Below are 13,539 nucleotides of genomic sequence, written 5' to 3'. Positions count from 1 at the left end.
CATCAATAAGAGGAAAGCCACCTTTTATTACAGCAAGTTAGATTTGAACTGGTTTGCGGTACCATCATCTATACCATGCTCAGATTTATTCCGTTTTTTTGCTCCAAGTTGACGTTTTAGCTCAGCTTTTGCCCAGGCAGAGGATTGAATAATATCCAAATGGATCTGCTCAAGCTCATTGAAGGTTAGTCTTCGCATGCTTTCCCCCTTCTAAAATGCTTCGGCAGGAGTCATACCATATCGCCAGCACCAGAGTTAGGTTCAACAAATAACTAAGCCCGCTCAAACGGTGCACCAACACCTCGCGGGCTTTGTCATTGTCATCATATACAAACCAAGATTAGCTCAAACTTAATGCGGATATCAAGAAGCCTTGTCGACTGTCAGTTCGGAGCTGAACTCAGTACACCCAACGTTTTGTTACAGACCTCTATTCATCTCGAATGATTGATACTTTTGAGCAACTGCTTCGTCTGTGTACTCTCCTTCTACAGAATCTTCTATACTTTGACCGTCTAAACCACGAATACCATTTATAGATTCCCCCCAAAGCTCTCGAACTCGAATGCCACCTATAAACTGCAATAAGTAGTTATCCAAAAGCCCTTTTGATGGGGATTCAATTTCAGCGCTTAAAGCTCTTAAATAATCAGATTTATTAGTTTTATGCCAATCAATCGAAAAGCCAGCTCGATGACAAAGCTCATTGTGAACAATCAGCATAGTACGTCCGTTCCCATCAAGAAATGGATGCCCATAGGCAAAAAAGCCCATAACCTCACCAGGACGCTGACGCATAGACTTTGCATTCTGTCCGAGACGTAAGCCCTGCTCAATAGCTAATCGTGCATGATGAGGATGGCAAAACATCGTACCAGCTTTAGATACCGCACAATTAGGAGCAGTAATTGCACGATCTTGACCAGCCCAAGGATAGAATGCTTCGAATAATATCCGGTGAACTTCCAAGAAATCTTCGTAACGTAAGTCCGCTCTTCCTGCTAAATAAACTAAAGCTTCATCCAAACCAGCACGAAACATTGTATGTTCAAGTTGACGAACAATTGCAGGGTCTTTTACACCTTGATAGTTACGTAAATAACCGACTTGCTCAAAATCATTAAATGGATCAAACACTTTGTTTTTGTTCTCGCAGGTAATTGACTGACAACATAGCAACTTCTTGCTTGGTGATTTTCCCTGCTCGTTTTAGAGCTACAAGAAGATCTTCGACGGTATCATGTATCACCTCATCACCAGCTAAGCGAGTTACAGCATCAGCCCACTGATCCATCGCGTTGTAGCAGTAAGATACTTTATAGTATCGAGCAAGCTCAGCTACATAACGAGCAACCCCTTTGGTAGGAGGGGTCTTTGCCAATTTGAATGCTGTCTTTTTAGTGCCAGACTTACGGCTATAACTACGAAAGCAAATAGTCTTCCCATTGATGATAAGCTTGCGCTTAACTCTTGGTGCATCAACTTCAACAATAATTTCACCTTGTGGGGTATTTACTTTCTCAAAGGACAAGTCTTTTTGGCGAAGCTGGAAGCCTAATTTGTTGGCTACTTCACGAATGATAACATCAAGACTACCCTGAGCTTTTACATCATTTCCCGCTCTTTTGGCTTTAACGTAAATCCCTAGAGAGAGGCGAAGAAGTTCACCATTTTTCACTAACACATTCAACGCATGTGTAACTTGGGTCTTGCTTCCCAATGGAGCCAGATCCGAACGAGATAGGACAACTCCATGACGGTGTTGAATCGACTGGCGCATACGAGTTTCAAGTTTCATATAAACATCCCCCAGTAAACCACCAATCAATTCTAACAAGAAAGCCTGGTTTTTTCAATTTTCTTATTTATTTACAATCAATTACATAACATTCAATCACTTACTGACCGACATCTATTGTTATACGTCATTGCAAATCATAGACCTGATATAAGTAACTGTTTTAGTTACTATCTTGGATAGGATATTTGTAGTGGTCAACTAATCCCGGACAGTAAATCAGACCGATGTTCGGCCTGAGCCGGCGGCAGTCCATCATTGTATTGATGAGGGTGCTGCCGGTTGTAGTAGTTCATCAGGTAATCACCGATGTCTCTTTTGGCTTCCGTCATTGACGGGTAACCGGTCGCTGGCACCCATTCCGTTTTCAGGCTGCGGAACAGCCTCTCCATCGGGGCACTGACGCTCCCAACAGTTACCCCGACGGCTCATGCTCTGTGTGATGCGGTAACGCCACAGCCGTTGCCTGAACAAGCGGCTCGCATATTTGCTGCCCTGGTCTGAGTGGAACAACAGTCCTGATGGTCGTCCCCGCAGCTCATAAGCCATGTCCAGCGCCTTGGCCGCCAGCTCGGCATCCGGACGATGGGAGAGCGCCCAGCCGACGACGGTACAGATCCACGACGGCGGCCAGATAACACCAGCGGTTGCCGGCCCAGATGTAGGTTATATCCCAACACCAGGATTGATGCGATGCAGCGGGTGTAAACTCGCGATTCAGCCGGTTGGGGATATCCGGTCGTTCAACCGTGGCCGTTTTATAGGCATGAGAGCCGGGTTGTTTGCATATCAGCCCCAGCTCTTTCATCAGGCTTCTCACCCGGTAACGGCCCACCTGATGTCCTTGCTCTCGCATCATCAGCATCAAGGTGCGACTGCCTGCAGACGACCGGCTGGCCGTAAACAAACGGTTCACTTCACTCCGCTGCCTGATGTGCTGAACATTCACGGTACGTTTGCGCTTCAGGTAGTCATAAAAGCTGGATGGAGCGACATCAAACACGCAGCAGACCAGTTCAACCGATTCCTGCCCTCTCAACTGGTCTATCAGCGCGTACGTTCGAGTTCGTCCTGCATCAAGAGAGTGGTGGCCTTTTTTAATATGGCTTTCTCTCGCTCCAGCCGGTTGATGCGGGCTTCCAGTTCCTGTATCCGCTGTTGCTCCGGTGTCAGGGCCTTGCTGGCTGGCGTGGTGCCTTCGCGCTCTTGCTGAAGCTGCTGGACCCAGCGTCTGAGGATGGTCTCACCGACATCCAGCGAACGGCCGGCCTCGGCAATGGAGTACCCTTGGTCAAGCACCAGGCTGGCTGCTTCAAGTTTGAACTCGGATGAAAAAGAACGTCGTTTTCTGGTCATGCACCACCTCTTGTTACGGTGGTGACTGTACCACCTTAAATGGTGTCCGGGAGCATTAGACCACCTACACTCCAATATCGAGTCAGAGTTAGTTGTACTGACGCTTGTTGCTAAAAACCATAATTCGCTTTTCCCCAAACCTACTTAAAGAAAATATTTTTTCATCCTGTGATTTTAAATTGAGCATACTAAAACCAATCTATAGGTAAGTGTGAAAATAAGGGGGATAACCCGAAACAGGAATCTCGCTTTGCTCTTAGATAAAAACCGAGTAGACCAATCAGCATTGAATTGTTATAACTTTGAAATTTCCGGAGTAATACCCCGTGATAACACGGGGTATGTTTGACCTAAATGCTAACAGCCCTCAGATTAAGAGAACCCATCAATAAGACCTAAAGTTTCTCTCTTCATCTTTTTGAGATTCCGCTTCAATCATTCCATTAATTTTTTTTATAAATTCATTTACCCAGTTTGATACGCATGGTTTTTCATGCCTTAGTAACGGAGTTAAAGCTTCTTTGTCAGCCTCTAAATATGGAACTAGAGAACCCATCCAACCCCGGCTACCAAAGTTGGCGTGAAGTTCATTCGTAACATATTCATTTGAGCCAAAATTTTCTATAATTGCGATAAACAGTTCCGATGGTTTTCGAGAGTCTTCTTCCACCTCAAAAATATTTAGACATCGACTAATAAATATAGGGCCATCTGGATTGTGTTCTTTACACCAGTCAATTATGTTTTTTATTGGTAGAACAGACAAAACACTTGGACAATTATCTACCAAGCCTGAATCACGATCTAATAGCTGTTGTAGCCAATATAATTCGAGACCTTCTGCATTAACAATAGCGTCTGCGAACTTCGGCCAAACTATCGAGCCATACTCCAACATCAAAAGTTTTAAGATTGGTTTGATGTTACTCCAAATATTTCCATGTTCATATCCATAGCTGCAGCCTGTGATCAGTTGTTTAGTTAGAGAGATAGCTAACTCTTCATCATAGCCTACTAGCAACTTTTGTGTCATATCCTTCCAGTGATAAACATCCATTGTGCTGTCTTGTTGCATTTTATGGAGTGGAACTTCCGTAACAAGCTTCTTGAAAGGCTCTCTAAGCTCGTTGAAAGTGTCTTTATTACCAAAGGAGTACATATAAAGTACGTTTAAAGCTGTCCATTTAGCTTGCGCTGACATTTCTGCTAAGGCAAGGCAAAAGTCTACAATTTCCGATGGGCTAATGTATCGAGTAACGCTGCCATAACTAAGTAAATCAGCACTCCTTAGCGGCAATTGCTCCTTGCAAATTAGCTCTAATAGAGTAGTTAGATGCATGCTATCTATTCTGCCTGTTCGTAAGCAATGTGGATAATATTGGACAAGCTCCTTATCAAGAGTTAATCGTTCGATATTGTGGTTCCAAAGTTCAACAGACCTTTCTCTAACCCCTCTAAATACACCGAGAAGTAAGTTTATATTTGGATCAGCCATAGTAGCCATCGTCTTAAAAATTAGGTCTAGTAACTCTTGGGGGGCTTTCATTTCTAAAGTCAATTGGTAACCAAATGCAGAAGACTGCCTCTGTTCCCCCTGAAGTAAAGTCAATAAATGTGGTTCTAGAACTTCAGGGGCTTCACTAATTGATGTTGCTAAAGCTTTAGCGTTTTCTTCAGCAATATCTATATAATTACCATCATCACTCATTTGGTGTTCAGTCGGCGGATTGATAACAATGATTTTTAATTTATCTACTAGCTCTGCATCATCAGGATTGAGTAAGCTGGACCATTCTCGTAGAGTGCCAACGGCCTTTTCAGTCAAGTTGTCTGAGTCATATTCAAAAGTGTTCTTAATGCTAGATAAGGCTTCAGGCCAATATGGCCCATATTTAGAGACAATGGTTTTTATAGCTCCATCCATCATATCTAATCGTTGATAGCGAACAAACAACCTTATTGAGCGACCTACCACTTTACGTACTTGCTCATTACAATCTGAATCTTTATCCAGTAGCGCTAATAGTAAGTCCATTGCTTGCTGCCAGTAGTCATATATTTCTTGCCAAATCTGAGGTGCCCATTCTTTTAAAGGAGCTTTGGTACCTTGATACTCTGCACCAACCATTCTAGTACCTCCGTCAACCCTTAAAGCCTGTTCTAATGCTTTGACAATGATGAGATCAAATTCTCTATCTCTATCTGCGGCTGCTTTCCTTAGTACATTTAGACGGATTTTTGGCTCAGCTTGAGTACCCGAAAGATGTAATTTATATAATTGCGCGAACATTCCGGTCGCATTATTACCCCAACTTTCATTTTCAGCTGATGCAAGTAACAGCATACACCATGCAGCCTTCTCAAATACTTGAGAGTGGAAGCATAGTTTTTCTAACCCCCAAATCAGGTTACGTCGGGTATTGCCTCCAACAGATAGAAGCTGGTCATGGCTAAACTGGTTCAATACATAGTGCAATGAGTTACAGGTCGACTGTGGGTTAATCTCTACGAAGCTGCGGAAGAGTTGTGAACCCCTCTCGGTAAGCAACACTTCCGCTTTCATAAAAGGACTGTTGTGCCCGAACAATTTGTCAGAGAACTTTTGAACGTTAGGCTGGTTATCAAGATATACAGCTTGAGTGCAGAAGCTTTGGAACAAAGATTCCGGTAGAGTTTCAACCAGTTTTGATTGACGCTCGTGCGAAGCTTCTTCCCACCAATCAGAGGCTAACGTAAGGGCTAAAGGTTTAGGAACAACTCTAGCGTACCTTCCAGCCCTATTAATGATTTGTTTAGCTGTGAATACTCGTAACACCTTATCAAAAGTTTTTAAGTTTGATTCAGCTACACTTTCCGCGATATATTTTGCTTCTTCTCCAGCAGACCCTTCGGTGGTTCCGAAAACATCAAAAAGAGAACAAGCCGTCAATATATCTTTCTCATCATCTTGTATATTTCCATCACTACTGATTAGTTTCTTTACAATAGAATGTTGCTCAATTGAACCTAGCAACTTACCTTCTTTTTGATACTGCTCTGCAATTAGAGTTGCCATTAAGGGATAACCTTCAGCAAACTGAGCTATGCGTTTAATTTCATTTTCATTTAAGTTAATAAGGATCGGTGAGAGTAGCTGAATTATCGCCTCATCACTCATTGGCTTTAACTGGATGAAGTTTGAGTCATCTACTTGCTCATCACTGTAACCTATAGTAACTATTTTTAGTGGACACTTCGTCTTATGGAGCTCTCGAGCCAAAGCGTTATGTAATTCGGTGAGACAGTTCTCCACTATAACTAAACCGTGTGCTCCCTCCTCAACCATTGCCCGAACAGACTCTTTTATTCTTGTTTCATATTCTGGTGCGTTATAGACAAGGATATGTTCATCAGTTAGAGCTTCGTTTTCTTTGATAGCTTCTAAAAGTATACGAGTTTTACCCATCCCAGAAGCTCCAACTAGCCTGATAATAACTTGTTCCTGTTTTAAAGCGGAGGATAGAGTTTGAAGGTCTTTTTGGCGTTGAGAGTCACTCGCATAATTAAAAGCATGATTTCGTTCTTCTATACTTTTCCAATCGTGGATATCTCTTGAAGCTGAACAATTATACTTGGAAACTGTGTTTTCTTTAAGTATGAAATCTTTAAATACTTTATAAACTGTCGACTCAGCACTTTCAGGCTTCACTATTGTCTTATGATTTGCATTCGAAATGGTTTTGATAGAATGGTCTCTAAAAATGCTTTTAGAGCTCATTGCAGAAACAATGTCATCATTCTCAGCAATAATGCTTTGGATGGTTAATTCATTATTAAGGCGACTTCCAACCCACTGCTCATTTAGGTCATCTAATTCTACCGAATTACTTATAAGGGATTTCAAATGTCTATTTCTGAAAACTATATACCTTCCAATATTTGCATATCCAGAACCTTCGTGTGGAACATCAAAAAAACATACCTTCTTAATACTGTGGGCTTGCCCTCGGTTTTTTAACATAAGAAGGATTTTTTTGAGAACAATTCCTCCTAAACTATGACCCGCAAGAATAATATTATCTTTCTCTAAGTCACAATGAGTCTCAATATCGGTAAGTATTCCACTTGCGATATTTAATAGGCTGGGCGCTCGCGCTAAGATCTTTAAGTAGGTTTTAGGTCTATTTAGTTCTGGCATAGGCGTTGTATAGCCAACAGAATACACTTGATAGGCAACCTCTTCGTCTTCCTCTAGTAATTCAGGAAACTTCCCCCAAGTGCCGTCCTTTTCTCCACCTAAGCCATGAACTAGGATTATTATATTAGCCACTTAATGTCATCTCATGCTAATGAACAGATGTGGGGATTATAACTTAAATTCCATGTAAAAACATTGAGTTGTTTTCATGTTGGGCCTACACATTTAACTAACAAGTATGTGATTGTATCTTGCTCAAGTAGAGGTAGGGTCATTTCTAAATTCAATTTGTTGAAATTTTAATATACACCAGATAATCCACTCTCTGCTAATTTAGAGGAATCACTGACCCACTTCTGTCTAGAAATAAGTTATATTGGTAATCACATTGGGTACAATACTTTATCATTTTCTATAGATTGTCATGTAGAACCCATTTGACACATGGATATTTAAAAATACGGGCCGGTACCCCATCACCGGCCCATGTGCTTTTAAAGAACGGTATTGGAAAACCCGGCCGCTTCGGAAAACAGGGTATTCCCGGCTCCTTCGTCATTGCTGATGCGGTTGCTACTTGATGCTTCCACCCAACCAGTAGGATCAGGACGGTTAACAAAGGCGGCGATCTCCGCCTCGGTGTCTTTCTCTTCTTCGACCGATGTTTCAATAACCGGCACAAAAGCGCTCTCTGTGTGGGTTTCTCGGGCTTCATCGGGCATGTCCAGAGCGGCCATGAAATTACGTTGTGTCATTGTGGTATCTCCTTACGTGGCCTGCTGGCCTCGGTTCACAAAGCCGGAAACCTCTTCATTACGCTCCTGCTGGCGTTCCTGAGCATACGAAACGTAGTCCTCAACGTCGAAGGTGTGCTTTTCAGGGTCTCGCTCTTGCCACTCAGCGTGTGATTGGCGGGCCTTGTCCTGGTCCTCGCTAGACAGAGCATCAAAGCCGCCTGTTTGGTTTACCCAGCCGCCGTCGTTGCCACCGCCCAAGCTATCGCTATCGAACGACGGTGAAGGGCTGTCTGCTCCGGCACCGGTATCGCCTTTCGGCTCCATGCCTTCGCGGATAAAGGTCGCCAAACGTCCGCCGGCAGTCTGGTTTACTTTGTCTTGGAACTTTCCGGTCACCTTTGATCCTGCCCCTTTTGCCAGCTCACCCGCTGTGCCAGCCACCAAAGAAGCGGCACGGCCAAAGCCACCACCAGAGCTGAAGCCAGCAGGCTGGTCAGAACCGGTAAAGCCTGCTGCCTGCGAGAATGGAGTATTACCGGTGTTCGCGTTATCACTGCCAGCATCATCAGAGCTATCGCTGCCAAAGCTCGGCATGTCTCCGCCGGACATATTGGATTGTGCCTTGGTAAAGGCTGCTTTAATGGCACTAGCACCACCTACCGCATTAGCGGCACCGCCCAACATGGCACCTCCGGCCATTTTGGCACCGGTCATGGCGATTCCGGCTGCTGTCATGGCTGCCCCCATTGCAGCGCCGGCCCCAAAGGAACCAATGCCCATTGCACCGACGCTGCCGCCAGATACCAGGCCGGAGATCATGGGCGGCACCTTGTTCACCAGGAACAGCAGGATCACCGACACCACCAGCATCACCAGCTCCTGGGACGCCATGTTTTCGTTCATTTGTGAGTAGTAATGAGTGAGGAAATCTCTACCAATGGCAACAAGCAACACCATGGCCATCAGCTGAGCCGCAATACCGAGAATGGCCTTGTAGTAGTTAATCGCCATGTCAGAGGTCCAACGAGAGCCACCAAAGCCCAGGAAGAACACACCCGCGTACAGCAGTATCCAACTGGCGACCAACAGCAATAGCAGGTTCACGGATATAATCGCCAGCACCAGTAATACCGCCAGTGCCATCAGCTCCATCATCAGCGCAGTGGCGAACTGTTGCAAGCTCAGCTCCGATGTGGCCTGTACCGTCCGGTCATACAGTTCAAAGCCCATATCCAGAATACTGGACGGGCCCAGAGTGCTGCTTCCCAGGCCTCCGGCTTCGGCACCAAGTTGCTGTAAAGATGCCACCATGGTTCCAGCAATGTTCATCCCATGTGTAGCGTTGGTGAGCAGCCACCAGAAGAACCCGGTGAAGATGGTAAAGCGCACCAACTCCGCGAAGAACTCGCCAATGTCGGCCTTGCGCAACGCCATCATGCCGAAGGTCCAAACCATTGAGATCACCACCAGGGCCCAAAAGAGACGGCTCGCCGCCGCCTCAATGACCGGCCCCCAGGTTGAGACAGCACTATGATAGCGATCCAGCACATCATCCATAATGTTGCTGCTGGATAGTTCCTGGGCCATTGCGGGATCCGATGCAACAAGAGCGGCCAGGCCATAAAAGACAATTTGTTTCATGCTGTAACTTCCCATTAGTAACGGTCCGGAGAGCTGGGTTTGAACTCCCAGCTGCGCATCTGCTGAGCTTTTTCGAAGGATCGGCAAGCCTCGGTGAAGGCTTTCCGGTTCACCTCTTTTCTCAGCTCGCTGATGGCCTGCTGAAATGCGGCCGGCGCACAGCTTGCTGCATTCGGCTCTGGCACCGTTTCCTGCCCGCACCCTACCAAGGTAAACAAGGCCACAAATGGAATGACTTTTTTCATGGCGTCCTCCTTAGTAACGATCTGCTGAGCTGGGTTGATAACTCCAGGTTCGAAGCTGTTTCTCTCGCGCTTCGCCTCTGGCATGAGCATCCATTTCCGCTGCACGTTGTGTGGCTTCAGCGTTCTGCTGAGCAATCAGCAGGCTACGGATTTGCAGGAGCTGGTTGGCCTGGTTGCTGGCGAGCTGGTTGGCATAGCCGATGGCCGCCAGCTGTCCGTCTGCACCCTGGGCAGCAGATTGCAGACGCTGTAGCTGCCGCGCGTCTGTCTGCAGGTTGTCTTGCTGCTGATCCAGCCCTCTGAACAATGCGTCGTTGGCTTTCTTTTGCGACTCAGACGCCAGGCGGCGGTTTTCTTCCATTGCCGCCATTTCACTCTGCGTGCAGCCGCCAGAACCATTAAAACAAGGAGATCCCCGGTAATAGGCCACATCCTGAAACTTGCCCAGATAGGCATCCAGGCTGCCAAGCTGATTTTTGTAATGCTGAAGAGTATTGGTTGCCTGAACCAGGTCATTGATGGTGGTTTGAGCCTGATCCCAGATGTAAGCAGCCGGAGCCATGGTGTTTTGCAGCTGGTTTTCGTACTGCTGCAGCTGGGTCTGGTATTGCTGAATCTGCTTCAGGGTCTGCGCAACGGCCTCCATCGCCGACATGGTGTTCTGCGCCAGGTTGGTGCTATCCACTACGGGAATACCCGCCTGCACGGGCACAGGAGTGATCAGGGCGACTGAAAAAGCGAGCGCAGCCATTTTAGCCGCTAAAATTGGTTCTCTTTGCATGATTGAGTGCTCTTAGTGTTGTCGTGACCAAGTTGCACCCACCAACCTGTAGCGAGCTACCAGAATGATGGTGATCGCTACCCCTGCTGAAAATCAGCGGTGAATGTGGACCTCTACTGAGATAGCTTGTCACTTACTATCCCGGCGTCCGACCTGCGCGACACCGTTAGAACGCGCGGCCGCATAGTTGTTGAACATCGGTGTCATTGTCCTGGGGAACGGTTAGGCTTCCCGAGGGTTAATAAAGAAGGTGCTACAGTGACCGCCCCTTCTTTTGTCTTTTCGCTTTCTTGGCGTCCATTTGTGCTCGTAGCCTGGCCTTGCGCTGCTCCTGCTCACTTGGTTTTGGCTGAATGGCCGCTCTGCTTGCGCGTTGCTCAAAGCTCAATGCATCAAGCTGAGATAAGGCTTGCAACTGGTTACGGCGTATTGATGGCGGACACTGGCCGATTGGTGGCACTCCGGCGCGTCTGCTTCGAGCTTTGGCATCGGTTTTGCTCTGGCCCCTGGCCAACGACTGGCGGCGTTGTTCCAGGCCGGGATCTGCAAACGTAACCGGTAACTGCCCATCCACAGCCGCACGGATCACCCTTGCCTTAAACTCCGGCGAGCCGTTCACAGTAATGCGGTTGCCATAGCGCTCCATCGCCATTCTGAGCGCACTCTGCACAGCCGCCTGGCCAGACTCTCTGGATACCTGCAACCGGTCGCCGTCGTCGCGTACAGCGCTGGAGCCAGCCCGATAAATGATGGTGCCTTTCTTGGTGATGTTGTCGATCACCGGCGTATAGCCGGGCTTGGTCTGCCCTTCTCCCCTGAGCGTGTTGCCCTTAAGGCCCTGAGCAGCCTCTCTGGCCCGCAGCGCAGCCAGCGCCTCGGTGTCGCCTTGTTGGGCCTTCTGCTTGAGCCAGTCGGCCCAGGTACGCCGAGCGTTGGCTTCATAAATGGCCGTGCGCTCTTCCCGGTACTGTTTCTGGATGGCATCAATGTCGGCTTTCAAGGCACTGCTGGCTTGTGCATAAAGCAGCTTCTTGGTCAGTTTGCTACTGCCGGTCAGTTTTATGGCTGCCCGCCTCGCTTTGCCTTTGACCTTGGCGTGCCCAATCCTTCGGTCTTTCTGCTGCCGAGCCGCTTCCAGGGCCGCTGTTTTGTTAGCCGTTGCTGTCGCCTGCTCAGCCTTGTATTTGGCGTAAAGTTCGGTGGTATTTACCCGCAGCCGCACCGGCTCTTTACGGTACATTCGGCGGGGGCTGGCCTGTTGCGTTTGCCCTGGCTCAAACGGTCCGAAACGTGCTTCCAGCTTCGGCTTGGAAAAATCCCGCCCCAGGGTGCTGGCTTTTACCATTACGTCATTGCTGGCAACCACAACCAGTCCGTTGCTCCGTGCTTTAAGTTCCAGACCATTAGCACTCATCACCTGGTGCAGCTGGCTCCAGGACTGCGCCGCTTTCAGCTCGTCCAGACACTCGCGCTTTATCCAGCCAATCAGGCTTTCAATGCCCGCATGCCGCTCCATGTCTGCCGCCCGGGCCTCGGCACCCTGCCGGCGCGGCATATGGTTATCCTGCTGCAACCCGTAGTCCTGCTCCATGGCACCACAAAGCTCAGCCAATGCTCGGTGTGAGTAGTAGGGCTCATAAATGGTGTTATGCTTGGGATGGATCTTGTTGATGGCGATATGAACATGCAGATTGTCAGTGTCGTTGTGAACGGCACTGATGCGCTGATGCTCACCAAAACCCAACCCTTCACAAATGCGGTCTTCAATGTCGGCCAGGGTTTTGGCATCTACCTGCTCACCGGGCCGAAAGCTGACAATCAGATGATACGTCTTGTCACTCTTTGCCCTGGTATTGGCAAACTGGGTTGCCAGTACTTCGCTAATGGCATCCCGCACAGACTGCGCCTCGCAATTGGTCAACCGCACCTGGCCCAGCCGATGCTCCTTGCTCTGTTTGTCGGTGATGTAATTCACCAGCCCGGCAAAGTCGGATTTTCCCTGTGAGCGCATGGCAACGTGTTTGGCAATCATGATTCGGCCCTTGGCCGAAGAATGAACTCCATGAGGTGGCTCATTCGTTCCTGATTCGTTTCGATACGCTGCAGAAGCGCCAGTATCGTATTGGGTCCAAACGCAGCCACCTTGGCATCATTCATCAGCCAGAGTTTTAACAGCCCACCCAGACGGCCCAAATCACCATTTACCCTGACCAGCTCGCGCACCTGCTCGGCATCGGTTACTCCCTGTATCTGATAACCCTGCCCCACCTCCCGCAGGTAGGTTGACGCACTCAATCCCGCCCTCCTGGCGTTTTCCTCAATCACAGCTCTTTCTTCCGGCAGGCAATACACCTTGATCGGGGTACAGCTCTTCCTGGTTGTTTTGTTTTCCTGTGCCTCCATCTTGATGTCCTCTTTGTAGTTGCCAGCAAAGCGCTATAGCAGGGCAGGATGAACGTTGAGCACCGCAGGTGCGAATAAGGGCCAGTGAAGAGGCTCCGCCATGCTTGCATGGTGGGACTACTTCACACATCCTGCCCGCACCTCAGCATTCGTTTTTGTGTGTATGCCCTGTGCATTTCTCTGCTTTTCTTTGTTTTCATCTGTTTTTTGCTGTGTATTCCTGCCATAGCAGCCTGAATGCACAGTTAACTCGGCATTTATAGCGATCCAGTAGCGCTCCAACAGCGGTAAAATAGCGCTCTCACAGCGTTTTCCTGTAGCGCTGTTATTGTGTTCTGCACACTGGAATACACAGCTTTCCACCCGGTATCCTTATTTACTCAGGTCACCGCTCCTCATAT

The 13,539-nt window shown here is 47.7% G+C and carries 10 protein-coding genes and 1 pseudogene; all 11 read right to left on the bottom strand.

The genetic code is table 11. The annotated features are described in order from the left end of the window. Nucleotides 1–27: 27 nt before the first annotated feature. Nucleotides 28–198, bottom strand: a complete 171-nt coding sequence (locus tag BLV48_RS18965) for a hypothetical protein (protein WP_175527620.1) — start codon at nucleotides 196–198, stop codon at nucleotides 28–30. A gap of 222 nt (nucleotides 199–420) precedes the next feature. Then, a complete protein-coding gene (locus tag BLV48_RS07745; protein ID WP_091825518.1) occupies nucleotides 421–1,137 on the bottom strand; it encodes a Fic/DOC family protein in 717 nt (238 codons plus the stop codon). After that, a complete protein-coding gene (locus BLV48_RS07740) occupies nucleotides 1,130–1,798 on the bottom strand; it encodes a hypothetical protein (protein ID WP_091825515.1) in 669 nt (222 codons plus the stop codon). The genes BLV48_RS07745 and BLV48_RS07740 overlap by 8 nt, the downstream gene beginning before the upstream one ends. Before the next feature lie 197 nt (nucleotides 1,799–1,995). After that, a pseudogene (locus tag BLV48_RS07735) lies at nucleotides 1,996–3,154 on the bottom strand (IS3 family transposase). Nucleotides 3,155–3,539: 385 nt separating this feature from the next. Further along, nucleotides 3,540–7,463: an esterase/lipase family protein gene (locus tag BLV48_RS07730; protein ID WP_091825512.1), complete on the bottom strand. Its 3,924-nt coding sequence runs from the start codon at nucleotides 7,461–7,463 to the stop codon at nucleotides 3,540–3,542. Between the two features lie 362 nt (nucleotides 7,464–7,825). Then, nucleotides 7,826–8,086: a hypothetical protein gene (locus tag BLV48_RS07725; protein WP_091825509.1), complete on the bottom strand. Its 261-nt coding sequence runs from the start codon at nucleotides 8,084–8,086 to the stop codon at nucleotides 7,826–7,828. Between the two features lie 12 nt (nucleotides 8,087–8,098). After that, entirely contained in the window at nucleotides 8,099–9,709 is a 1,611-nt protein-coding gene (gene trbL / locus BLV48_RS07720; protein ID WP_091825791.1) for a P-type conjugative transfer protein TrbL, read from the bottom strand. Nucleotides 9,710–9,723: 14 nt separating this feature from the next. Continuing rightward, nucleotides 9,724–9,954, bottom strand: a complete 231-nt coding sequence (gene trbK / locus BLV48_RS07715) for an entry exclusion lipoprotein TrbK (RefSeq protein ID WP_091825508.1) — start codon at nucleotides 9,952–9,954, stop codon at nucleotides 9,724–9,726. Between the two features lie 10 nt (nucleotides 9,955–9,964). Continuing rightward, nucleotides 9,965–10,735 (bottom strand): P-type conjugative transfer protein TrbJ, encoded by a 771-nt coding sequence (gene trbJ / locus BLV48_RS07710; RefSeq protein ID WP_091825505.1) that lies wholly within the window; start codon nucleotides 10,733–10,735, stop codon nucleotides 9,965–9,967. Between the two features lie 253 nt (nucleotides 10,736–10,988). Continuing rightward, nucleotides 10,989–12,767, bottom strand: coding sequence for a TraI/MobA(P) family conjugative relaxase (gene traI / locus BLV48_RS07705; RefSeq protein ID WP_091825502.1), 1,779 nt, complete (start codon nucleotides 12,765–12,767; stop codon nucleotides 10,989–10,991). Continuing rightward, entirely contained in the window at nucleotides 12,764–13,138 is a 375-nt protein-coding gene (traJ, locus tag BLV48_RS07700; protein WP_091825499.1) for a conjugal transfer transcriptional regulator TraJ, read from the bottom strand. Before traJ ends, traI begins: the two co-directional genes overlap by 4 nt. Nucleotides 13,139–13,539: the final 401 nt, after the last annotated feature.

The organism is Marinobacterium iners DSM 11526 (genome assembly GCF_900107855.1).
Classification (GTDB): Bacteria; Pseudomonadota; Gammaproteobacteria; order Pseudomonadales; family Balneatricaceae; genus Marinobacterium; species Marinobacterium iners.
Note: the sequence above shows the minus strand (reverse complement) of the source record. Positions and strands in the feature narration are given on the sequence as shown.